The 21,498-nt window shown below is 68.4% G+C and carries 23 protein-coding genes; 11 read left to right on the top strand and 12 right to left on the bottom strand.

Annotated elements, in window-relative coordinates:
* Positions 1–222: 222 nt before the first annotated feature.
* A complete protein-coding gene (locus HV824_RS11935; protein ID WP_176420645.1) occupies positions 223–423 on the top strand; it encodes a cold-shock protein in 201 nt (66 codons plus the stop codon).
* A 190-nt stretch (positions 424–613) separates the two neighbouring features.
* Entirely contained in the window at positions 614–988 is a 375-nt protein-coding gene (locus tag HV824_RS11940; protein ID WP_176420646.1) for a cupin domain-containing protein, read from the top strand.
* Between the two features lie 45 nt (positions 989–1,033).
* Here HV824_RS11940 and HV824_RS11945 read toward each other — a convergent pair whose 3' ends face one another.
* From HV824_RS11945 to HV824_RS11955, 3 genes are read right to left on the bottom strand one after another with little or no spacing between them, the layout of a single operon-like run.
* Positions 1,034–1,876, bottom strand: coding sequence for a hypothetical protein (locus tag HV824_RS11945; protein ID WP_176423315.1), 843 nt, complete (start codon positions 1,874–1,876; stop codon positions 1,034–1,036).
* A 41-nt stretch (positions 1,877–1,917) separates the two neighbouring features.
* The gene (locus tag HV824_RS11950; protein WP_255207966.1) at positions 1,918–2,172 is read right to left on the bottom strand and encodes a YdeI/OmpD-associated family protein; all 255 of its coding nucleotides are present in this window, start codon (positions 2,170–2,172) and stop codon (positions 1,918–1,920) included.
* Positions 2,173–2,192: 20 nt separating this feature from the next.
* Complete coding sequence (locus tag HV824_RS11955) at positions 2,193–2,744, bottom strand: GNAT family N-acetyltransferase (protein ID WP_176420648.1); 552 nt, start codon at positions 2,742–2,744, stop codon at positions 2,193–2,195.
* Positions 2,745–3,074: 330 nt separating this feature from the next.
* On the opposite strand from HV824_RS11955, the gene HV824_RS11960 reads away from it, so the two are divergent.
* Both HV824_RS11960 and HV824_RS11965 read left to right on the top strand, forming a co-directional pair.
* Positions 3,075–3,416 carry a hypothetical protein gene (locus HV824_RS11960; RefSeq protein WP_255207967.1) on the top strand — a complete coding sequence of 114 codons (342 nt, stop codon included), beginning with the start codon at positions 3,075–3,077 and terminating at the stop codon, positions 3,414–3,416.
* Between the two features lie 147 nt (positions 3,417–3,563).
* A complete protein-coding gene (locus tag HV824_RS11965) occupies positions 3,564–4,025 on the top strand; it encodes a hypothetical protein (RefSeq protein ID WP_217917333.1) in 462 nt (153 codons plus the stop codon).
* A gap of 200 nt (positions 4,026–4,225) precedes the next feature.
* Here the strand turns inward: HV824_RS11965 and HV824_RS11970 are convergent, their stop codons facing one another.
* Positions 4,226–4,444, bottom strand: a complete 219-nt coding sequence (locus HV824_RS11970) for a hypothetical protein (RefSeq protein WP_176420650.1) — start codon at positions 4,442–4,444, stop codon at positions 4,226–4,228.
* A gap of 142 nt (positions 4,445–4,586) precedes the next feature.
* Between HV824_RS11970 and HV824_RS11975 the strand changes: the two genes are divergently transcribed.
* Positions 4,587–6,119: a discoidin domain-containing protein gene (locus HV824_RS11975; protein WP_176423317.1), complete on the top strand. Its 1,533-nt coding sequence runs from the start codon at positions 4,587–4,589 to the stop codon at positions 6,117–6,119.
* Between the two features lie 18 nt (positions 6,120–6,137).
* Here the strand turns inward: HV824_RS11975 and HV824_RS11980 are convergent, their stop codons facing one another.
* The 7 genes from HV824_RS11980 to HV824_RS37350 all read right to left on the bottom strand — a co-directional run bounded on the left by HV824_RS11980 (position 6,138) and on the right by HV824_RS37350 (position 12,920).
* The gene (locus HV824_RS11980; RefSeq protein ID WP_176420652.1) at positions 6,138–6,872 is read right to left on the bottom strand and encodes an endonuclease/exonuclease/phosphatase family protein; all 735 of its coding nucleotides are present in this window, start codon (positions 6,870–6,872) and stop codon (positions 6,138–6,140) included.
* Positions 6,873–6,973: 101 nt separating this feature from the next.
* Positions 6,974–9,295: a xanthine dehydrogenase family protein molybdopterin-binding subunit gene (locus HV824_RS11985; RefSeq protein ID WP_176423318.1), complete on the bottom strand. Its 2,322-nt coding sequence runs from the start codon at positions 9,293–9,295 to the stop codon at positions 6,974–6,976.
* Positions 9,292–9,762 (bottom strand): (2Fe-2S)-binding protein, encoded by a 471-nt coding sequence (locus tag HV824_RS11990; protein WP_176423319.1) that lies wholly within the window; start codon positions 9,760–9,762, stop codon positions 9,292–9,294. The genes HV824_RS11985 and HV824_RS11990 overlap by 4 nt, the downstream gene beginning before the upstream one ends.
* Complete coding sequence (locus HV824_RS11995; RefSeq protein ID WP_176423320.1) at positions 9,755–10,603, bottom strand: xanthine dehydrogenase family protein subunit M; 849 nt, start codon at positions 10,601–10,603, stop codon at positions 9,755–9,757. The genes HV824_RS11990 and HV824_RS11995 overlap by 8 nt, the downstream gene beginning before the upstream one ends.
* Positions 10,604–10,727: 124 nt before the next feature.
* The gene (locus HV824_RS12000) at positions 10,728–11,603 is read right to left on the bottom strand and encodes an alpha/beta fold hydrolase (protein ID WP_176420656.1); all 876 of its coding nucleotides are present in this window, start codon (positions 11,601–11,603) and stop codon (positions 10,728–10,730) included.
* A gap of 77 nt (positions 11,604–11,680) precedes the next feature.
* Positions 11,681–12,433, bottom strand: coding sequence for a S9 family peptidase (locus tag HV824_RS37345; protein ID WP_306465585.1), 753 nt, complete (start codon positions 12,431–12,433; stop codon positions 11,681–11,683).
* Between the two features lies 1 nt (position 12,434).
* On the bottom strand, positions 12,435–12,920 hold the full coding sequence (locus HV824_RS37350; RefSeq protein WP_255207968.1) for a hypothetical protein: 486 nt from the start codon (positions 12,918–12,920) through the stop codon (positions 12,435–12,437).
* Between the two features lie 197 nt (positions 12,921–13,117).
* On the opposite strand from HV824_RS37350, the gene HV824_RS12010 reads away from it, so the two are divergent.
* The 3 genes from HV824_RS12010 (at position 13,118) to HV824_RS12020 (ending at position 17,322) form a co-directional block, all read left to right on the top strand.
* Positions 13,118–14,185 carry a hypothetical protein gene (locus tag HV824_RS12010; protein WP_255207969.1) on the top strand — a complete coding sequence of 356 codons (1,068 nt, stop codon included), beginning with the start codon at positions 13,118–13,120 and terminating at the stop codon, positions 14,183–14,185.
* Between the two features lie 181 nt (positions 14,186–14,366).
* Complete coding sequence (locus tag HV824_RS12015; protein ID WP_368671029.1) at positions 14,367–15,368, top strand: hypothetical protein; 1,002 nt, start codon at positions 14,367–14,369, stop codon at positions 15,366–15,368.
* A 265-nt stretch (positions 15,369–15,633) separates the two neighbouring features.
* Positions 15,634–17,322 carry a hypothetical protein gene (locus tag HV824_RS12020; RefSeq protein ID WP_176420658.1) on the top strand — a complete coding sequence of 563 codons (1,689 nt, stop codon included), beginning with the start codon at positions 15,634–15,636 and terminating at the stop codon, positions 17,320–17,322.
* Positions 17,323–17,425: 103 nt separating this feature from the next.
* Here the strand turns inward: HV824_RS12020 and HV824_RS12025 are convergent, their stop codons facing one another.
* Positions 17,426–19,021, bottom strand: a complete 1,596-nt coding sequence (locus tag HV824_RS12025; RefSeq protein ID WP_255207971.1) for a DUF4034 domain-containing protein — start codon at positions 19,019–19,021, stop codon at positions 17,426–17,428.
* A gap of 94 nt (positions 19,022–19,115) precedes the next feature.
* On the opposite strand from HV824_RS12025, the gene mtgA reads away from it, so the two are divergent.
* The 3 genes from mtgA (at position 19,116) to HV824_RS12040 (ending at position 21,498) form a co-directional block, all read left to right on the top strand.
* Entirely contained in the window at positions 19,116–20,015 is a 900-nt protein-coding gene (gene mtgA / locus HV824_RS12030) for a monofunctional biosynthetic peptidoglycan transglycosylase (protein WP_176423321.1), read from the top strand.
* A gap of 62 nt (positions 20,016–20,077) precedes the next feature.
* Complete coding sequence (locus tag HV824_RS12035; protein WP_176423322.1) at positions 20,078–20,602, top strand: hypothetical protein; 525 nt, start codon at positions 20,078–20,080, stop codon at positions 20,600–20,602.
* 125 nt (positions 20,603–20,727) lie between these two features.
* Positions 20,728–21,498, top strand: coding sequence for a hypothetical protein (locus tag HV824_RS12040; RefSeq protein ID WP_176423323.1), 771 nt, complete (start codon positions 20,728–20,730; stop codon positions 21,496–21,498).

Genomic DNA, 21,498 nt, shown 5'->3' on the forward strand with positions numbered 1-21,498 from the left:
GGGCCGGAGCGTGAAGGGAAGAAGACGGCTTTCGGCCCTGGCGGGGGGAGCGAGGGCGCGTGGAATGTCGGCTGGCGGACGGCTGCCTGCCCGGAAGGCGGTCGCCCGGTGGACAGGAGGCGCCAGGAAGTTTGTCGTTGGGGGGCCGGGGCGGTGTCCGCTCCGCACACGTCGATCGGGCAGCCCTTGGCGGCGGCCTCGAAGCAGAAGGAAGAAGGTCACATGGCAATCGGTACCGTGAAGTGGTTCAACGACGCCAAGGGGTTCGGCTTCATCGCGCAGGACAGCGGTGAGGACGTGTTCTGCCACCACTCCGCCATCAACATGGATGGCTTCCGCACCCTCCAGGAGGGGCAGCAGGTGGAGTTCGAGGTCACACGGGGCCCCAAGGGCCTGCAGGCGCAGAACGTCCGCGCCGTCTGAAGCACCCGCAGGCCACCCTGGAGTGTGCCCGAGGCCCGGTCTCTCAACAGGGAGGCGGGGCCTTCGCATGTCTGGCCCCTGGTGCGCCGGGCTGGCGGCCCGCGCCGGGTGCCCGTCGGCGTCTGGATGCCTTCCTTACCTTCTCGGCAGAGGCGCGGCACATCCGCCGCCATCCCACGGAGACAAAGGCATGGGCGACACCAGCGTGAAGAAGGTGGAGAGTCGGCACTCTCCCAAGGGCGAGATGGGGCAGAAGTACCTGGCGTCTGGCGTCCGCCTGGCGATGCGGCTGTGGGAGGACGAACCGCCTGGAGAGCCGGCGCCCGCCACCACGAGGGACTACGAAACGGTGGGCTTCGTCCTGAAGGGCCGCGCCGAGCTGCACCTCGAGGGACAGGTCATCCTGCTCAACCCGGGTGACTCGTGGTTGGTGCCGCGTGGCTCCAGTCACACGTACAAGGTGCTGGAGACCTTCTCCGCCGTGGAAGCCACCAGTCCGCCCGCGGCCGTGCATGGCCGGGATGAGGGGAAGGACGCGGGGACGAAACCGCCCGCGAAGGCGTGAGGTGCGCCCCGAGGCTCGGCGCGTCCGTCCGGAGGGCGTCGGTGCTCACTCCGCCTGCGTTGGGTTCGGGGCCTTCTGGACGGTGCAGGTGTACCTGTCGCCGCGCCCTGCTTCGAGCCGACAGACCAGCAGCGGTGACGTCGGTGTGTTCTCTGAGAGGGCGACTCGGGGGCGGGTGAAGGTGCAGCGGGCCTGGTCGGGAGCTCGCCAGTGACACTGGTCCGCGGCGAGCGCTTCTGGTGGCTCCCACTTCGACGTGCACTTCTTGTTTTCTGCGCACGGCTCGCTGGACACGGTTTCGCGTTGGACCGCGGCCGGAATGGAAGGGAGCTTCCCCGTGGTGAGCCAGCCCCACTCCGCATCATCCAATGAGGGCATTGGCCGGGTGCGGGAGCAGTGCCATATCAACCTGGCATCTTTGGGTTCAGCGTAGATGAGATACACCGCGTCGCCCCGGAACCGGACCCTGCAATCGCCACCGCCTCCCTGGGGAAGAATGAACTTCTCGCCCGTGACGACAGGGCCCTTGATGACCTCCAGGACCTCGACATCCACGGTTCCCAGGTAGGGGCCAACGGGAGCCGGGATGACGCGAGCCCGGTAGATGGCGCTCGCGCGCTCACGCGCCACCTTGAGGTCGTGGTGGAGGTTACCCCCGCCCGCGACGCAAACACAGGCCTGCGCCACAGCCGGCCAAAGGCAGATCGCGATTGCCACGACGGGTATCGTAGAAAGGGCTCTCATGACCGTCATTCTACCGGGAACGTGCGGCGTGTTGAGATGGGGGGCGGGGTGGCGCTGCGCCATGCTCAGCTCAGTCTGGTCAATCCACTGGATGCAGGATGCTGGGTTGTCCCTGAACCCAGCTTCGACCAGGTCAATGGACATGGGGGAACCCAGGCAGTGAGGCGTCATCCGGCTGCTCCGTGCTACTTCCGCCCGCCAGACCACGCCATGTTCATGTACTTCGTCCCGCCGTCCAGTTCATCCAGCATCTGGTCGAGTCGCTTCTGCCGCGTCGCCTCAAGCCTGGCCCGCGCAATCCACCCGAGATAGTCGTTCTGCTGGTACGGAGGCCGCGCTTTGTAGGCCTCCATGAGCCCGCGCTTCACCAGCGCTTCCCGGACACTCGCGGGCATCGGCTGGATGGCGCGCTTGAGCGTTGGGTGCTTCGTGATGGCCATGGTCATGTCTCCCCGGTGAACTACCGAGCCCCCATCTTCACCGGTGCCAGGCGCTCGAACATGAGCGAGGGCTCTCCCTTGTAGCTCCCCTGTCCCGTCTGCCGGAAACCGCACTTGCCGGCGACGCGGATGGACGCCGCGTTCTCGGGCGCGATGATGCACACCACGCGCTCAGGGCTGAGCCGGGCATCCGCCCAGGCCAGGGCCGCTCGGACCGCCTCGGTGGCGTAACCCTTGCCGTGGAACCCGGGGGCGAGCACCCAGCCTGCTTCGGGCCCCGCGCCCAGGGGCGGCTGCATGTCGCGGTGGAAGTCGCCCAGCCCCACCTCGCCCACGAGGCGGCCCGTCGCCTTTTCACGCACCACCCAGAAGCCGTAGCCCAGCAGGTCCCAGTGGCCCACGTAACGCAGGAGCCGGGACCACATCTCCTCGCGTGTGGACGGCTTGCCGCTGATGTAGCGCACCACCGAGGGGTCACTCCACATCGCGAGGCACTCCTCGTAGTCCTCGAGGCTGTGCCCCTTCATGACGAGGCGCTCGGTCTCGACGATGGGGATGGTCGCTGCGGGCACGGATGCTCCTCCTGGGGCCTGGAACCACGCCGCGCCTGCCACACGGTGTGGTGGTGCGGCCGCTCCGATTCAACCGCCCTCAGGCCTCTCATGCCAGAGGACAACTGTCCATGTCCGGGAGCAGGGGCACGGCAGGTCAGGTTGCGCGGTGCGGCGTGGAAGGAACGTTCATTCCACGGCCGGGCCCAGCCGTCACGGGTTCCCCCCCTGTGCGAGCAGCTTGCGCATCTGGAGCTCGCGCTCGGTGAGTGGCTCCAGGGGGGCGGAGGGTGGCGTAGCGAACTCGCGAGGCACGCGGACACCCATCATGAGGCGGCTTCCTACTCGGGCGTGGGCACCACCCTCTTCAACCTGGCCACCAACCCGAAGTGGGGCGTGGTGTATGCGTCCAACAGCGAGGCCAACAACCTGACCTGCTTCGAGGGCGCTGGTGAATACGGCGGCAGCACGGGGCAGGGCAACCTCGCGCAGATGCGCATCACCGCCATCTCCGGGGACACGGCCTACCCGCGGCACCTCAACTACTCGAAGCTGGCGGGGAAGCCCGGCTTCGACCCCTCGGTGAAGAGTCACAGCCTCTCCACGCCGACGGAGATGGTCGTCTCCCGGGATGGCGTGAAGCATGACGTGGCCGCGTTCAGCTCCAGCAAGATTGGCGTCTACGAGTGTTGACCTCGGCGGGCGCGGCCGCTGGAGGGGCATTCCGCGCCTGCGGAGCACCCGCCGTCCCTGGTTCCGTGTCGCCCGGGGGTCGGTCATTCGTCCTACGGACGGGTGGCCGATGTCTGGGGAAGGCCGTGTCCCATAATGTCCTCCGCCATGGACACACGCGCCCTGACGGAACGCCTCACCATCGCGACGCCCTGCGCGATGCGCTGGGAGGACATGAAAGGGGATGCACGCGTCCGGCACTGTGGCGCCTGCAGGCTCTCCGTCCACAACCTGAGCGAGATGACCACGCTCGAGGTGGAGGCGCTGCTCCAGCCCGGTGGGAATGTCTGTGCCCGGCTCTACCGCCGGCCGGATGGGACCGTCGTCACGGGTGATTGTCGGCGCATCTGGAGCCAGCAGCGAGAGGAGGCGGCCACGCTCCTCGGCACGGCGGTGACCGTGACGGCCGCGTTCTCATTCATTGTCGTGATCGGCTTGCTGACGCTCACCCTCTACGGAGACCACCTCCGGCGCATGTTCGGCACGGCCACCGCCGGAGCGTTGCTGCCCACGCCGCCGGCTGCGAGCAGGTCCTCTACCCCTGCAGGTGGGACCGGCAACCATGACTAGCGAGCAGACGTGACGGTGCAGAAGGGCGCCGGCTGTCAGGGCAACTGAAGCGGCGCTCTGCACGCGGCATGGCCCAGGATGACGTCGCCGTCGACGGTGCTCGTCGGCGTCGGCGCCCAGCCGGATGCAAGCCGGGCGTCGAGGAGTTCATCTGCGCTGGGGCGGTGGTCCCACACGGAGACCGAAGTGACTCCGCCCAGTCAGGTCGTGTCGAAGACCAGGTAGCTGCCTTCCATCCACGGCATCACCACGTCGTGGGTGAACTCGTCCTGGACGATGACCTCCGTGACATCGCGCGGCGGCGCGCTCGCGAAGCCCCAGCGCACCACATCCTGGAGCAGCGTGAGGGACGCCAACTCCTTTTCCAGGGCGGAGCGCGCTTCCTGGGGCAGCGAAGCCCGGTCGATCAGCGGAACCATGGTGTCAGCTTACCTCGGAATCGAAGCGTCGGGCCGCCATGACGGGCGGTCGCGGTACATGAAATTTAGGTGTTTAGCGTTTTGCATGAAGTGATGCCTCCGCGTTGTCAGACTCGGCGTCCCTCTCAATGAAAGGTGAGTCATGCGCTGGAGTCTCCGCACCCTGACGGAAGCCCTGTGCTTCCTGGCCTTGTCACTCGCTGTTCCCGCCCAGGCGCAAGCGACCAACGTCGCTTTTGGAAGGCCTTCATCGGCATCTTCGATACATGCCGTCGGCTATCCCACGCAGTTTGCACCGGAGAAGGCCTTCAACGGCATCATCAACACGTCGGACCGTTGGTCCTCGGCTGTCTCGCCCCTTCCCTCGAATCCTGAATGGATTGAGGTGGACCTTCAGGCCGTGCATGGCGTGCAGCGCATCACCCTGTACGTCAGCCGGGATAGCAATTACGGGCGGATGGTCGACTTCGACGTGATGTCCCGGACGAGCAACACCGCGAGCCATCAGGTCGTCCCGGGCGGCGCCATCACCGGGAACACCGAGAACGTCCGGACGCTCGCCTTCGCGCAGCCCGTGAATGCCCGGTACGTGCGGCTCCAGTGCAAGCTCGCGACGAACGACAACCTGTGCCGCGTCCGTGAGATTCAGGTCTTCGGCTCCGTGCTCGCGAACCAGCCGCCCTTGGTCTTCGCGGGCAACGCAACGACCCTCGCGCTGCCCGTCAACTCGGTGCCGCTCCAGGGCTCGGCCAGCGATACCGATGGCACCGTCACCCACTACCTCTGGGACCAGGTCTCGGGGCCGTCTCCGGCCACGCTGACGGGCGCCACCGCGTCCTCGGCCACCGCCAGCAACCTGGTCGCGGGGGTGTACGTCTTCCGGCTCACCGCCACGGACAATCAGGGGGCGACCGGCTCGGACATCGTGCGCATCACCGTGCTCCCGGAGAGCGCGCCACCGGACCCGCGCGCGGGGAAGCTGCACGTGTGGAATCGCGGCGGGCGCTATGACACCGCCGTCTTCCTGCCCAAGGACTACGGCACCAGGCCCGGCAAGAAGTACCCCCTCGTGCTCTCCCTGCATGGCCGAGGCGGCTCCACGCTCAACGGAGACCACACCCAGGTGGGGGCGAATCCAGAGGGCTTCATCCGGCAGCTCACGCCCGGCAAGCCGCTGGTCGACACGTTCCCTGGCGTCGTCATCGCGCCCAACGGCCCTCGCGTGGGCGCCCCGCTAGACACCTGGTGGCAGGTGGACGCCACGCACACCCTCGTCCAGCAGGCGCTGAGCGAGTACGAAATCGACCCGGACCGGGTGACGATGACGGGCTTGTCCTCGGGCGGGAGCGGCGTGAATGAGCAGATGAAGAAGTATCGCTCGACGTATGCCGGGGGGATGCCCATTGCCTACTTTCCGCCCACGCCCGCGGACGTGTGCGAGCTCGATGACTTCCCCATCTGGGCCTCTGGCAATGCGGACGATGGCACCTTCTCCGTCCACCGGTGGACCAATGCCACCACGGGGTTCCAGCCGCTGCTGCGGCAGTGCCCTGGCTACAGCGGCGAGTTCCTCCTCACCGTGAATCCCAGCGGCGGGCACAGCGGCTGGGATTCGTTCTGGAGCCGCTCCGACGCGCAGAACTGGCTCGTGAGCCAGCAGCGCAAGGCGCCTTGACGCGGCCGTGAGCGAGGCTCAGAACTGCACGGTCGCGGTGTAGGCGAAGTGGTCGGAGCCGTACTTCTCCAGGCGCTCGGCGGGGCCGGTGCCGATGCCCTGGCTGACGTAGATCTGGTCAATGGGCACGCCAGCGACGCCCGCCGTGCGCAGGTGATTCATCCCGGGGATGTCCTGCGACAGCTGGCGGTTGAAGTCGCCCAGCAGGACGACCGGGAGGCCTCGGCCGCGGAGCTCGGCGACGACCTCTCGCACCACGGTGTTGTGGGTGCGCCAGCGCTCCTGGCGGTCCGGATGACTGCCGTTCCACGCGCCGGAGATGTAATGGGTGTTGATGAACGCCAGCTTCGCTCCGGTCGTCTTGTGCTTCAGGACGACCCAGTTCACGAAGCGTGACGGAGTCTCGCCTGCCGTGCCACCGTGCGTCATCCGAGAGCCGTCACCCGTCTTGTCGAACTTGTTCTTGCGCCAGGAGATGGCGATGGAGTTCCGCGCTGCCAGCCGCTCCGCGCCCGGCCGGAAGTGGTTGTAGTTCTCGAGCGTCTCGAGCTTGTTGTGCGCTACCGCGTTCTCCACCTCCTGCCAGCCGATGATGTCCGCCAGCGGCCTGAACGTCGCCTGCCCACGCAGGGTGTTGTGCGTCGCCACGGTGACGGTCGTGGCCGCGAGCGCCTCCGTCTCGGACGCGGTGTCGGGGAGAATCCCCAGGGTGACCAACAGGCTGAGCACCGCCGACGACAAGAGCTTGAGCATGCTTCCCTCGAATCGGGCGCCGGGTGAGTCCCGACGAACCGAGGGAAGCTAGCAAAGTATGAAATTCAGGAAAATGTCATGACGCCGCTCCAAGGAGGGCGTCAGTCCCGCTCCATCAACGCGCGCAGCACGCGCTCCCCCGTGGCGGGGAGCTGTCGGACCTGCGCCCCGGTGGCATGCCGGATGGCGTTGCAGATGGCGGGGGCCACGCCCACCAGGCCCACCTCGCCAACGCCTTTGGCTCCGAACGGCCCTGGACCGAAGGGTTGCTCCAGCAGCACGGCGTGGAGGGCCACGGGCACATCCAGCACGCCAGGGACCTTGTAGTCCCCCATGGTGGGATTGACGAGCTGGCCCTCGTTCCACACCAGCTCTTCGGTCAACGCGTAGCCCAGGCCCTGGACGAAGCCACCCTGGACCTGTCCCTCCGTCGCCGCGGGGTTGATGACCCGGCCCACGTCGTGGACGCTCCACGCTTCCAGCACCTCGACGTGGCCTGTCAGCTCGTCCACCTCGACCTCGGCCACCTGCGCCGCGAACACGAAGAAGCCGTTGCCCATGAAGGGCAGCCCTTCGACCTGGGTCCGGTTCGTGTCGAGCTGCCACGCGGGATACAGGTAGCGGGCGGACGCGATGATGGGCCCGCCTTCGACGTAGAGCGCACGCCCGGCGATGGCGGCGAAGGAGACCGACGTCCCGGGCTCGTCCCGGACGCCGACGAAGCCGCCGGGCCTCAGCTCCAAGCGCCGCACCGGACGCTGGAGCAGCTCGCTGGCGTGTGCGAAGAGCTGCGCGCGCACCTGCTCGCAGGCCTGCGTGATGACGCGGCCCACGGTGAAGGTCGTCCGCGTGCCTCCGCTGCACCAGTCATACGGAGACGTATCCGTGTCCGGGCGGCTGAAGTTGAGCTGCTCCATCGACAGCCCCAGCGCGCCCGCCGCGACCTGCGTGAGGGCCACGTCGGAGCCCTGTCCCGTGTCCACCGCACCGGTGTTCACGGTGACGGTGCCGTCCTCGTTGAGCCGAACGGTGGCGCTCGAGCCCAGCAAGCCAGACACGTGGCTCACCGCCGCCACGCCGATGCCCCGCTGCTTTCCAGGGGCCGTGGGTGCCCGCTCCCGCCGTCGGGCCCAGTCCGAGACTTCCCGGGCCCGCTCCAGACAGGCCCGCAGCGTCCCGCTCTCCACCGGCGCGCCGCCCAGCCACTTCTCGCCCGTCTCCAGTGCGTTGCGGAGCCGTAGCGCGATGGGGTCCATCCCCAAGGCCTCGGCGAGCCGGTCCACCTGCACCTCACTGGCGAAGTGGATCTGCGGATTGCCGAAGCCGCGGAACGCTCCGGCGCGGAGCTTGTTGGTGTAGACGCACCAGCACTCCACGTCGACATGGGGAATCCGGTACGGCCCGCGCGCGAAGTAGCTGCCGATGTTCGCCACGAAGGGGCCGTCATCCGCGTAGGCCCCGGTGTCGAAGTGGATCCGCACCTGCCGGGCGAGGATGCGGCCGTCCCGCGTCGCCCCCGTGCGCATGAAGATGCGGGCACCATGGCGCGAGCGCATCATCTTCATGTCGTCCGTGCGCGAGAAGGTCAGCCGGACCGGTGCGCCAGCCGCCATCGCCAGCGCCGCGGTGATGGGCTGGTTGGTGGATTCCACCTTGCCGCCGAACGCTCCTCCCACGCGCGGCACCAGCACGCGCACGCGGGACATGGGCACGCCCAGCGCCTCCGCGGTGACGGCCTGGACCCGGAACGCGGACTGGGTGGCCGTGTGGAGGGTGATTTTCCCACTGTCGGGGTCCACCTCCGCGAGCGTCGAGCACGGCTCCAGGTAGATGTGCTGCTGCGCGGGCGTCTCGTACACGTCCTCGACGACGACGTGGCACCGCGCCCACACCGAGTCCGGCGTGCCCTCGATCAGCCGGATGTATGACGCGGCGTTGGGATGACCGGGGCCGCGTGGCGCATGCAGGACGGGCGCGTCCGGGCGCAGCGCTTCCTCCGCGTCGAACACGGCGGGAAGGACCTCGTACTGGATGTCGATGAGCCCGAGCGCCTTGCGCGCCGTCGGGAGGTCGACCGCGGCGACGGCGGCCACGGGCTCGCCTGCGTAGCGCACCTTGCCTCGCGCGAGCACCGGCTGGTCCTTGATGGCGGGCCCGATGTCGTGCGGAGGCAGGTCCTCCGCCGTGAGCACGGCGCGCACGCCCGGCAAGGTCCGCGCGCGCGAGGTGTCATAGGACAGGATGCGCGCGTGGGGATGCGGGCTGCCCAGCAGGGCGCCATGCAACATGCCGGGGACGCACAGGTCCTCCGTATAGACAGCGCGCCCCGTCACCTTCTCGCGTGCATCCGGCTTCGGAACCGATTGCCCCAGGACCTCGCCCACGGGGCCCGGCGCGGGCTCCGGCCTGTCGTCGTCGCTCACGGCCGACCTCCCACCGAGGCAATCGCCTCCACGACGCGCGTATAGCCGGAGCACCGGCAGACGTTGCTGCCGAGCGCCTGGCGGACCTCGTCCACGGACGGGGACGGGTTCTGCTCCAGCAGCGCCTTCGCGGCCAGGACGATGCCAGACATGCAGAAGCCGCACTGCACCGCGCCATGCCGGACCAGCGCCTGCTGGACGGGGTGGAGCTCCGGGCCGTTCCTGACGCCCTCGATGGTGGTGATGGCGCGGCCGGGCAGCGTCACCGCCAGCGACAGGCAGGCGAGCACGGGCACGCCTTCCACCAGCACGGTGCAGGCACCACAGCTCCCCTCGTCACACCCTCTCCGGGTTCCCGTGGCGCGGACGTCCTCGCGCAGCACGTCCAGCAAGGTCCGTTCTGGGGAGAGCGTGAGCGCGTGCTCCGCGCCGTTGATGGTGAGTGAGATGGAGACCGTGTCAGACATGGGCGCGCTCCCGGGCCTGCGAGAGGGCGCGGCCGAGCAGACGCGGAATCAACATGCGCCGGTACTCCGCCGAGCCGCGAACATCGTCGATGGGCGCCGCGGCCTGGGCGAGCAGGCCTCCCGCACCGGCCACGTCCTCCGCCTCCAGCCGCGTTCCGATGAGCCGCTGGTCCGCTGCGTCAAGGTGGAGCGGCACGGGCGCGCAGGAGCCCACGACCACGCGCACCTGCTGGCACGTGTCGCCCTCCATGTGGAGCACCAGTGAAACAGACACCGTGGGGTAGTCAGCGGCCACGCGGCTGAAGCGCAGGTGGTGCCCCATGGCTCCGGCCGCGCCTCGTGGGAGGAAGACGCGGGTGACGAACTCACCGCGTTGCAGGGACGTGCGGTGGCTGTCCACGAACAGTGCTTCAACGGGGACGGCTCGCCGGCCATGGGGGCCCGCGACCTCCGCGAGCGCCGAGGCCGCGACAAGCGCCACGGGCAGCTCCGTCCGTGGGTCTGCCAGCCCGATGGAGCCGCCCAGGGTGGCCATGTTGCGGATGGCCGGATGCGCGAGCTGCCGCGCCGCGCCGCGCACGACCTCCATGGCCCCGCCCAGCCGCGTGTCGGCCGCGAGCGTTCGGTGGGTGCACATGGCGCCCAGCCAGATGCCGTCCGAGGCTTCGGTGATGGTGAACAGCTCTGGGATTCGGTGGAGGCTGACCAGCATTTCGGGGGCGATGCGACCCGCGTTCATCATCGCCACCAGCGAGGCCCCGCCCGCGAGACATCGGGCATCCTCATGCGCGTTGAGGGCCAACAGCGCGGCCTCGACGGACTCTGGCTCCGCGTATCTCATTGCGTCACCCCCAAGGTCGCTTCACCTGGAGTCTAGCAGGGAACGCAGACGCCCGCCCGGTCGGTCAGGCAATCACTCTCGGCGCCTCCTCATCGGCTGGGCGTTGCCCGTGCGGGGAAGCGCGTCAGCTCGCTCGCAGGAAGTCGCCCAGGCGCCCCGCAAGCCATTGCCGGAAGGCATCCGTCGTTGGCGGACAATGGTGACAGTCCTTGATGAGTTCTTGGTAGGCGAGCGTGGGGAAGAGCACCCTCGCGCGGGTGAGCAGCTTCTCTCCGGGGAAGCTCACATCCCCATCTCCGGCCATGACGAGCGTGGGGGCCTTCAGCCGCTCGAGTTCCTCCGGCTTCGCGAGCGCGGGCACCCGCATGTCCATGTTGCATGCGCGGACGGCGTCGCCGAGGAACGGCGCCCAGTCGTCATCCGTGGTCGTCAGCAGGTGTCGGACAAACGCCTTCAGGCGCCGCTCTGATGGGGACATCCGATAGAGCATCATCGGGAGGGCCACCTTCGTGAGCCCGTCCCAGTGAGAGCCATTCACCACGCCCGCGGGGAAGAGCAGGGCGAGCCTGTCGATGCGCTCGGGCGCGATGGCCGCGAGCCGGATGGACACGAAGCCGCCCCAGCTCACACCCACCACATGGGGGCGCTGGAGCGCCAGCCCATCCAGGACGTCTCGGAGCCACTCGCCATATTCATTGTTCGCGACCGAGGGCCGCACATCCGCGCTTTTCACTGACTGGCCGACGACGTCCACCGCGTGAAGCCGGAATCGCTCCAGCAGGGGGGCCAGCTCGTGGAGCACGTGCGCGGAGCTCGCGAGCGCGCCGTGGAGGACGACCACGTTGGGTGCGGCTTCTGGGCCGCCCACCAGCACATGCGTGTCACCGACGCGGGTCCGCACCGTCCGGCTCTCCGTGGGGACCCGCAGGCGCCCTCGGAAATGGTCGTGCCACCGGGAGAGCACGGCCTTCGCCTGCTCACCCTTGAATGCCGATTTCATCGGGCCATCATCGCATTTTCTGACCTGAAGGTTGCAAGCAGTTGCACAGGTGCGTACCCCTGCGCGCGGCTTCAGGGTCACCGTCGGAGGTGCTGGTCCAGGAAGGAGAGGATTTTGACGGAGGTCTCCGCTTCGCTCTTCGTGCTGCTGAAGCCATGGCCATCGTCGGGGAGGACGAAGTAGTCAATGGGCGCCCCGTTCTCCCGGAGGGTCTCTACGAGCGCATCCGTCTTGGCCTTGGGCACGCGCGGGTCGTTGGCGCCCTGGATGACGAGCAGGGGCCTCTGAATCTTCTCCGCGTGGAACAGCGGGGAGATTTCCCGAAGCATCGCCTCTTGTGTCTGGGGGTTGCCCAGCTCCTGGTAGAGCGCCTCGCGCAGGGCCTCCTTGTGGGGCGGGAGCTCTCGCAGCGCGCTCAGCCAGTCGGAGATGCCAAACGCATCCACGCCCACGGCGAAGACGTCGGGGTGGAAGGCCAGCGCCGCGAGCACCATGTATCCGCCATAGCTGGGCCCCAGGATGCCCACGCGCGCGCCATCCACGTAGGGGAGGGCGGCCAGGTACTTCTTCGCTTCGACGCAGTCCTGGAGCGGCGCCTTGCCGTGCTGCTGGTCATCCGCCGCGAAGAACGACTTGCCGTAGCCCTCGCTGCCCCGGTTGTTGACGGCGAGCACCACGTAGCCATGGTGGACGAGGAACTGGAAGAAGCTGCTGTAGCCCTTGGAGGACTGTCCTCCCGGTCCCCCATGGACGAAGACGATGGCGGGGGCGCGCTGCTTCGCGGTGGCCTGATGGGGCTTGTAGAGCAGCGCCGGAATCTCCAGCCCCAGTTCAGCTTCTCCACCAGCTCGCGCTTCCCGGTGGCGAGCACGTGGCGCTCCACGCGAGCGAACTCGGAGCCCTCATTGGTGAGCAGGTACAGCGCGGAGGACGTCGGGTCGAAGGTCGCCGCCTTCCAGCTGGCCGACCCGTGTGCGCGGTGAGGTGCTGGCGTTGCTGGGTGGCGACTTCGTAGAGGTAGACGTCGCTGTCGGACAGCGCCCGTGACTTCTCCAGCGCCAGCCATTTCTCGTCCGGAGACAGCGCGCCAGGCACATGCTCGGCATCGCCCGCGTAGAGCAGGGTGCGGGCATAGGTCTTCGCATCGTAGCGGTAGAGGTCCTGGAGGCGTGCGTCGCGCTCGTTGGTGAGGACGTAAAAGGCGTCGCCGTCCTGGCTCCAGCCGAAGAAGGACGCGCGGTGCTTGTCGCCCGGCGTGAGGTCCTCCTCGAGGTCATGGGGGTTCCACAAGTCGGGCGGTGGAGCAGGGGAATGCAAGAGACTGTGGCGTGATTGGGGGCGGGAGACGAATTTCCAGGCGGAGCGCGCTGCGAAGCGGCGGTTGCACCCGCGTAGCGGACGCGCCAGGACGCCACTGTCAGGAACGGACCGGCCCGGGCTCCCGTCCTCAGAGGGAGGGGGGCTTCGCACCGGTCTTGCAGTGACATCGCGGCTCACCGATGAAGGAGGTTCCCATGCGATGGATGCGCACGTTGACGTTGGGTGTGCTGGCGATGTCGGGCGGCTGTACCGAGAGCAAGGTGGAGGAGGACCTGGACATCGTCCTGAGCGGGCGGCTCGTTGACGAGGCTGGCGCGCCGCTCTCGGATACGCAGTTGAAGCTCTACCGCAGCGAGAACTCCTCGTGCGCGTTCGCTGCCTTCTCTGCGAGCTGGAGGTCGGTGAAGACCCGCGCCGATGGCACCTTCGAGCTCGACCTGCTGGGGGCGGATACCCGCAACGGGAGCATCGCGCGTTGCTTCGTGGCCCGCTCGCCCGTGCAGTCCCAGGGAAGGCGCGTTTCGGCCTTCTTCCTCATCCAGCAGGCGGAGGTCGCGCTGCCCGTCTTCCAGGAGTGGACCGGGACGCTGACGGCCACCACGGAGGCGCAGGGGGTGAGCGTGGGCTTCAGTCCGCTGTCCGCCACTCACGGCGCTGGGAGCGATGAACACGTGCTGTACCTCCACCCGTCGGGCGCCAGGGAGGCCTGGCAGGTGCTCAAGGTCTCCTCGCCGGTCCTCCTGAGCGACTACGTCCTCGAGGATGCGGAGGGGCTCAAGGCCTCCATCACGACCGCGCGCGAGGCGAATGCGGGGGGCGTGACGGTCGGCATCACCTATTCCAGCGATGATGTTGTCCTGCCTCGCCGCGCCCTCGTCCCGGCAAGCCGTGGCGCGGCGTGCACCTACCTGAACGCCGAGACGCCCTGTCCCATCACCAACGGCGACCTCGGTGAGCTGGTGCTCTTCCAGGACGGAGTCCGGGAGGTCGCCGTGCAGCTCTCGCGGTCGGTGGTGCCGCGCAAGGCCGTGCTGCGCAACTTCGGGGTGTCGGGCACCATGAGCGAGCTGGTGCTGGAGGGAAGCGCGGACGGCGCCGAGTGGATGCCCCTGGCCAACCTGCTCGACGGCGCCGGGGTGCAGTCCTTCATGGAAGTGGACCTCGCGGGCACGACACCTGTGTCACAGGTCCGTGTGCGGGCAACTCCGCAAGAGACGACGGGAGCGTTGCGCTCGCTGGGGCAGCTCTCGCTCTTCGAGTAGCGACACGCCCGCGGCCAGGGGTCTGCGTTTCTCGGTGAGGGAAATCGGGGCGCGGCTCCGTTCAGGGGTGTGACGGCGAATGAACGCCGTCCTTCCTCACGGAGTCCCCGCTATGACATCTCCCCGTTCATTCCGAGCGCTGGCCTGCACTGGTGCCCTCTGCCTCCTGGGGGCATCCCCCGTGTGGGCAGCGCCCACCGAGTCGTCCGGACCGCGCGAGATTGCCCGCATCGGGAACGCTGACAGCCAGGTGCTCTGGTTCGAGGGCGACAGGGGCGAGGTCAACGTGGCCGTCATCGCCCAGTATCCGCAGCGTCCACTCGTGGCCCCTCGCTTCTTCCAGACACACTCGGCGGCGGAGGTGTTCCTGGCCGTGGCGCCCGAGGGGCAGGCGCTGCCCTCGGCCCTGGCGGCCCGCGCGCTCGCCACGATGGATGCGGGTGAGCGCGCGCAGCTCCGGTGGCAGAACGAGGCCGAGCTCTCCGCCTTCCCAACCACCTTCCCCGATGAGCCTCGCTCGCTCGCCGGAGGCTGCTCTGCCTCGAACAGCGCCTGGGCTGCCTTCGTCTATGGGGACGCCACCTGCGGGGACCCCAGCCAGGAGGTCATCCACACGGCCTTCACGAGCGACTACTACTGCAACTCCCCGGACTGTGACTTCCCGCTCGGAAGTCAGGACGGCGACGAGTGCTCCCCTGCTTTGCTCCCCTGCGACAGGGTTCGGGGCACCGCGACGCGCGTCCGTCTGCGCGCCACCAACTGGAGCTCGAACGTGTCGTTCAATCATCCAGGGCACTCCATGCACTTCGCCGTGCTGAACTGCGCGGGCAATGGGCCGGTGACCTTCAACTTCAACCGAGGCGCGACGGCTGACAGCGTGCAGCTCACCCCTGGACAGATGTGGAACGTCAAGCTCGGAGAGACGGTCGCTCCGGCCGCCGCCGCCAAGCGCGTCACCATGGGCCGGTGGACCGAGGGCCTGCCCGCGAGCGGCGACTCGTACGTCTCCAACGCCATGTCAGTGACCGGCATTTCGGGCACGACGGACGACGTGATTGCCTGCGGAGACATCATCACCCGCTACACCATGTCGGACCTGACCGTCCCCGCCTGCCACAACTACGCCGACCTCGCGCTCTGCAACGGCACGAACTGCAACAACGCCTGCTACCACACCTGGTAGAGAGCGCGCTGCTCCGTCCCCGGCGACGCCGCGTGTTCCCGCACCGAGTGGACCACCTGTCAGTGGTCCATTCGCTGCCCCATCACCGTGCCGGGCGTCTTGCAAGGCCAGGGCCGCCCGGGGCGTTTTCCCCCGGGGCCGGGCTCGTGGGCGGACCTTGCCTCCACGCCGCAACCATCTCTCGCCTTGATGAGGGGATCAGGGCGTCAGGCCGCTTGAGTCATGGCCCCCACGCGCGTGGGAGGCCTTTCTCGCGAGGTCCACGATGCCGTCCGTGTTGCGTCCGTCCCTGGTGCTGCTCTCCTCCTGCGTCCTGTTGCTGTCCACGCTCTCCGCCTGCGATGACGCTGACTCCACTCCTGATGCAGGCCCCTGGCTTCCCGAGGACTCGGGGACGACCGACTCCGGCACTCCCGATGCGGGCGCGGCGGCGCCGTGGGATGGCGGCTACACCGTGCTGGAGGAACACGGTGACTGGATTGACCGGGGCCGCTTCTCGCCATGCGAGTTCAATCCGCAGGGAGACCCCACCACCTTCCGGTGTGATGACCTGTCGCGCTACGACGTTTCACAGTGCTCACCGGAGGCGCTCGCCCAGGTGGCGCAGCACGGCGTCTACCTGGTCGACATGCGAGGTGAGCGCCTGCTGTCTGACGGAGGGACCCAGATTGTCCCCGACTTCACCAGCTACCAGCTCTTCTCCGACGGAGGGACGGACACGCTCAACGGCCAGCCGCTGCTGACGCGGAGCACGGACGGCGGGAGCTTCTTCGTCGTTGGCAGCCGCACCAGTCCGTTCAACGGGGCCGTCACTGTCACCGCGCTCGCCGGCTGTCAGGTGCCCTCACCCGGCATCATCACGGGCTGCTACGCCCGTTGCACCAACGGCAGGTTCAGCCGGGCCGGCACCTTTGAAGCCCAGCGCATGCCCTCGCAGCGAGGCGAGGGCGAGTCCTCCGGCGGGCTGCGCCTCATCTCCGAGTCCCCCGTCGCACTGGGGGATGCCGTGGACGTCTATGTCACGAAGGACCACGCCTACGTCGTCTCCATCAATGACTTCGCTGGCACCAGGAACGGCGGGCTCACCGTCTTCGACGTGAGTGACAGGGCGCACCCCCTCTTCAAGGCCTCCATCAGCCTGCCGGGGGACTCGAGCTGGAATGGCGTGTGGGCCAAGGAAGATGCCCTCTACATCGCCGGCAACAGCGCGGGCGTCGTCGTCTATGACATCTCCAACCCCTCACAGCCGGAGTACGTGCGTCACCTGCCCGCGGGGCAGTACGGGGCGCACACCGTGCTGGTGGATGGAAACCGGCTCTATGCCATGTCGCCCGGCGAGGTGACCTTCGTGCATGACGTCACCTCGCCGCTGGAGCCCGTGCTGCTCCAGCGCATCACCGTGCCGTCCGAGTTCTCCGTGGGGGGCGCACACGACGCCTTCGCCTACGAGGGCCGGCTCTACGTCAGCAACGCCTTTGGTGGTTACTCCATCATGGACGTCACCGACCTCGACAACGTGCGGCACCTGGGCCAGTACGTGCACGGCTTCAACGCCTACGCGCACCACAGCGCCGTGGGCACCTTCGCCGGGCGCACCATCGCCTTCGAGGGCACTGAATTCAATGGCGCCCACCTGCGCGTGTTGGACGTCACGGACCCGGCGAACATCGTCAAGATTGGCGAGTTCCGTCTCAGCCCCGTCACGTCCATCCACAACCTGATTCTGAAGGGCCACCTGCTCTACATCGCCTGGTACCACGAGGGCGTGCGCGTGCTGGATGTGTCCAACCCCACGCAGCCGCGCCAGGTGGCGCACTACAACACCTTCCGAGAGAGCGACCCCGGCCGCACGGACAACCTTTTCGAGGGCACCTTCGGCATCCGAGTGCCCGGCGACGGGTACGTGTACGCCGCCGACTCCGTGCGCGGCCTGCTCATCCTCAACGAACTCTGAGCGGCGGTGCCGCACGCCGAGCGGGGAAACAGCAGGAGGAGGAGGGCGAGGCGCCTCCTGTCGTTGCCCTGTCGCTGGAGCGGCTGTGTGGGGCTGCCGCGCCTCAGCGGCCCGCGGCCCTGGCGCGCTCGACCTGGCGCGCCCGGGCACAGCCTTCGTTGACGCCCAGGTCACACGCCTTCTTCAGGTCGGACAGCGCGGACTTGAGGTCTCGCAGGTGGTAGTGCGTCCCGCTGCGCTCCATGTAGGCCAGCCCGTGGTCGGGATTGCGTTCAAGGAAGGCATCCCAGAGCGGGAGGATCTCCTTGAAGCGCCGCTCGCGCGCCAGGGCGTAGTCCCGCTGCTGCACGGTGCGGAAGTCCTCCGCCCCCTCGCCTTGCTGCGCGTCGGCCTGTGCCGCCGCCTGCTGAGGGGATTTGACGACCCACGCGCGCCGCCGCGCCACCTCGGGGTTGCCTGGCGCGAGCTCTCCAGCCAGCTCCAGCAGGCCCAGCGCCTCCTCGCGGCGTCCGGCCTTGTGCGCCTCCCAGCCGTCGTAGATGACCCCCTTCACCACGTGGTCCCGCAGGGCGCGTCCTTCCGAGTCCGTCGCGTCCAACCGCAGGGCGTGCAGGAGGTCCTTGCCCGCGGGTTCCCACTTTCGGCTGTTGGAGAGAATCCGAGCACGTTCGAAATAGACGGACGCACGAGCGGGGCGCAGGGCCACGGCCCGGTTCACCTCCTCCAGCGCGGCGTCCAGGGCCTTGGTGCGGCGCAGTTGCTTCGCCCGAGCCAGTCTGAACTCCCAGTAGTCGCCGGCTGACAGCGCCTGGGTGAGCAGGACCCGTCCCTGGTCGTGCTTGCCCTGGACGGCCAGGTCGTGTGCGCGGTCAAAATCGGCGAAGCCACGCAGGAAGCCCAGCTCGGGGTTCGCGAGGCGCTGTGCCTCGGCGAAGGCGTCCATCTTCTCGTAGGTACCGCCCCAGCGGGGGGCGAGTCCGTGGAGATAGACGGCGCGGACATCTACACACGTGGGGCACTGCTCCATGGCGCGGGTGAAGGCTTGCTCGCGCGTCTCGTCGTCGCCGAGCGCGTTCGCCACGTAGATGAGCGGCCGCGCCGCTGCGACCGCCTTCGGGTGAAGCGACCACGCTCGGAGGAGCTCGGGCACCGCCCGCTCGAAGGCCTCATGCATCCCGGCGAACTCCTCGTTCGCCGTCGCCGCCGCGAGCTTCCCCCCTCGGCGCAGGTAGCCCACCGACACCCAGTGGGTCCCCCTCGCGAGGTAGGGCGCGAAGGAGCGCGGCGACGCTTTCACCCAGGCGTCGAGGAGCTCCGTCGACTCGGAGGAGCCGTTGCCGAGCGCCAGGATGCCGTCCGTCATCCAGTGCTCGTCCCGAGGGTTCGACTCCATGCCCCACTGGAGCTGTTCGACCGCCAGCGTCAGCTCCTCGAACTGACGTCGGAGCAGGAGCGAGCGCAGCGCCACCCCATCCACATGCCCTTGGGGGACTTTGCCCACCTCGCGCCCGGCTGGCGTCACGATGGGGAGCCCTTTCGGCGCGGGGCCGGGGGCAGGTGTCAGGACGGGCTCCTGGCGCGCCGCGATGCGCGCTTCGACTTCGGCGCTCCGCTGGGGCCGTGAAGCAGTCACGGCGAGCCCGGCGCCCAGGCCCACCAAGAGGACTCCCGCGCCGAGCGCGGTACGAAGAGTTGACATTGAACCTGGCATCCTACTCAAGACAGGCCGCCGCGTACCTTCCTGGCCGTCTTCTGGACAGGGGGCGTGGACCGGGGCAGAGGTGTGCATACCGATGGCCTCCCGTCCGCCCTCCGCCCGTGGCGCCTCCCCCCGGACGCAGAAGACGAAGCAGCTCCCCGCCGGCGCCCGGCGCGCCGTGGGGAAGGCTCCCAGTCCGGGCTGGGGCCGCTGGCTGTTTGTCGGGTGGCTGCTGTTCGTCGTCTGGCTCAGCGTGGAGTACGTGAGGCTGCCCGACGTCCGCGCGCTGCGGACGCAGAACCCGCGCACCACCGCGCTCATCACGCAGCGGGCCGAGGAGGCGCTGGCGGCGGGAACGCAGCCCCGGGTACGTCAGGCCTGGGTGTCCCTGGACGCGGTGGCGCCGCACGCGGTGGACGCCGTGCTGACCTCCGAGGACGCGCGCTTCTACAAGCACGAGGGGGTGGATTGGATTGAGGTGGAGAACGCCCTCGAACAATCCGTGCGAAAGGCGCGCCTGGGCCGCGGCGCGTCCACGCTCACCCAGCAACTGGCCAAGAACCTCTACCTCTCCACGGACCGCAGCCTGCTGCGCAAGGCCAAGGAGCTGCTGCTCGCCCGCCAGCTGGAGACCCATCTGTCCAAGCAGCACATCCTCACGTTGTATGTGAATGTGGTTGAGTGGGGCGAGGGCGTGTATGGCATCGAGGCGGCGGCGCGCGAGCACTTCGACACCTCGGCGCGGGCGCTCACGGTGGCACAGGGCGCGATGCTCGCGGGCATGTTGCCTGCTCCACGGCGCTGGCTGCCCGCCCAGAAGCCCGAGACCCTCCGTATCCGGGCTGGCGCCATCATCGGGAGGCTGGAGCGCGAGGGCCGCATCACCGCGACGCAAGCACGCGAGGCCCAGGCGGAGCTCTCGCGCTTCTTCGGCGAGACGTCCGTGCCCGGCTCCGTGGTGGAGGCCATCTCCCGACTGTCCTCGGAGAGCTGAGCCGCGGGCCTCTGGCTCTGGTAGAGGGGCAGGGTTGTCAAACCTCTCCCTGGAGTCTACGAATGTCCCGGATTTCTCGTCACGCGCTCGTGTTCGCCCTGCTGCTGACTTCCACCTCCGCCCTCGCGGGAGCGCAGTGGGTGCAGGCGCGGACGGTGCTCAATACGTGTGGCTACTTCAGCACCTCTCAGGCGGAAGTCACCCTCACGTACCGCAATGATGACCTGCCCTGGGGAACCCGCGTGTTCCTCATCTACGGCTGGGGCGGAACGTCTGGTGGCCCCAGCACGCTTGATTGGGCTCCGGCGCCGCAGACGGTCGAAGTCCCGGCCGTGGCGCCGTACCACTGGGGCACGAAGGTGACGGGCGTCATCCGGGCGCGGTCGTCCACGCAGTACACGAGCATCAACTACGTCTGGAAGGTGGTCCTCCCGGATGGCCATGAGTTCTACGAGAAGGGCAATGACTCCACCTATGGCTACTACGCCGCGGACTTCTCGCAGGTGCCAATGCCTTGCACGAACACCACCGGGAGCTTCATCGGGACCCCGACGCCGCTGACCATCACCACGGTCGTCAAGGACTGACGGCCCGCTGACGACTGTGCCTGGCGCCGCGGGCGGGAGACGCTCCTGTCCGCGGCCGTCTCTGAACGCCGCAATCTCGGCTCCAGTGCGAGGTAGGGGCTACGACGGGCTCCTGGAGTGATAGCGTGCCCGCCACCATGTCGAATCTGGACGAAATGCAGTCCGCGCTGCACCGCGACGTCGGTGTCATGCCTCCGGCCCTGAAGGGGCAGGTGCCACTGCTTCGCGACCTCCTGGCCGACGCGAGGGGCGAAGCATTGGAAGCGCTGTTCACGCGCGCGAATCAGTCCGAGGGTGAGCTGCTGGAGGCGGCGGCCTGGCTGTGGGCTCGGACGCTCCAGGCGCCTGATGCCGTGGAGCAGCTTGAATCGCTGGAGGTGGGGGAGGGGGAGGTGCGTCTGGTCCCGGGCGGGCTCCAGGTGGAGAAGGACGTGCTGAACCGCGGCATCCTCATTGTCGCGGGGGACGTGGAGGTAGGGGGCGAGTTCGGTGACGGAGACGTAGGGAGCGCCGCGGTCATTGCCGGCTCGCTCCGCTGCCAGGTCGCGAATGTCCAGGGGGTGCTCCGTGTGCGTGGTGCACTCGAGGCGTCCCAGCTTGTCTTCGCCAACAATGACCCGGAGCCGCTCGTGGTACGCGGAGGGCTCCGGGCTCCGTTGACGGTCCTTCAGCTCGGGCGCTCGCTCGACGTGAAGTCCGTGGACGGACTCGTGGTGGAAGAGGAAGTCACGCCCGCGCAGCTCGTGGGATTGAAGCGGTTGCTCCCGGCCTCGGTGTTGCTCGAAGTCGAGCTGGAGGACGAGGACGACGATGATGTGAGCATTCCGCTGGACGAGGTGCTGGACGTGGACGCGCTGTATGCCGCCGCGCAGGAGGGGTCGCTCATCTCTTCGTGA

The organism is Myxococcus sp. AM009 (assembly GCF_013372605.1).
GTDB lineage: Bacteria > Myxococcota > Myxococcia > Myxococcales > Myxococcaceae > Myxococcus > Myxococcus vastator.

Bases quoted from the DNA above. Each gene is read 5' to 3' on its own strand.
- HV824_RS11935 (WP_176420645.1), top strand. From the start codon at position 223: ATGGCAATCGGTACCGTGAAGTGGTTCAACGACGCCAAGGGGTTCGGC.
- HV824_RS11940 (WP_176420646.1), top strand. From the start codon at position 614: ATGGGCGACACCAGCGTGAAGAAGGTGGAGAGTCGGCACTCTCCCAAG.
- HV824_RS11945 (WP_176423315.1), bottom strand. From the start codon at position 1,876: ATGTCCATTGACCTGGTCGAAGCTGGGTTCAGGGACAACCCAGCATCC.
- HV824_RS11950 (WP_255207966.1), bottom strand. From the start codon at position 2,172: ATGGCCATCACGAAGCACCCAACGCTCAAGCGCGCCATCCAGCCGATG.
- HV824_RS11965 (WP_217917333.1), top strand. From the start codon at position 3,564: ATGGACACACGCGCCCTGACGGAACGCCTCACCATCGCGACGCCCTGC.
- HV824_RS11970 (WP_176420650.1), bottom strand. From the start codon at position 4,444: ATGGTTCCGCTGATCGACCGGGCTTCGCTGCCCCAGGAAGCGCGCTCC.
- HV824_RS11975 (WP_176423317.1), top strand. From the start codon at position 4,587: ATGCGCTGGAGTCTCCGCACCCTGACGGAAGCCCTGTGCTTCCTGGCC.
- HV824_RS11980 (WP_176420652.1), bottom strand. From the start codon at position 6,872: ATGCTCAAGCTCTTGTCGTCGGCGGTGCTCAGCCTGTTGGTCACCCTG.
- HV824_RS11990 (WP_176423319.1), bottom strand. From the start codon at position 9,762: ATGTCTGACACGGTCTCCATCTCACTCACCATCAACGGCGCGGAGCAC.
- HV824_RS11995 (WP_176423320.1), bottom strand. From the start codon at position 10,603: ATGAGATACGCGGAGCCAGAGTCCGTCGAGGCCGCGCTGTTGGCCCTC.
- HV824_RS12000 (WP_176420656.1), bottom strand. From the start codon at position 11,603: ATGAAATCGGCATTCAAGGGTGAGCAGGCGAAGGCCGTGCTCTCCCGG.
- HV824_RS12010 (WP_255207969.1), top strand. From the start codon at position 13,118: ATGCGATGGATGCGCACGTTGACGTTGGGTGTGCTGGCGATGTCGGGC.
- HV824_RS12020 (WP_176420658.1), top strand. From the start codon at position 15,634: ATGCCGTCCGTGTTGCGTCCGTCCCTGGTGCTGCTCTCCTCCTGCGTC.
- HV824_RS12025 (WP_255207971.1), bottom strand. From the start codon at position 19,021: ATGTCAACTCTTCGTACCGCGCTCGGCGCGGGAGTCCTCTTGGTGGGC.
- mtgA (WP_176423321.1), top strand. From the start codon at position 19,116: ATGGCCTCCCGTCCGCCCTCCGCCCGTGGCGCCTCCCCCCGGACGCAG.
- HV824_RS12035 (WP_176423322.1), top strand. From the start codon at position 20,078: ATGTCCCGGATTTCTCGTCACGCGCTCGTGTTCGCCCTGCTGCTGACT.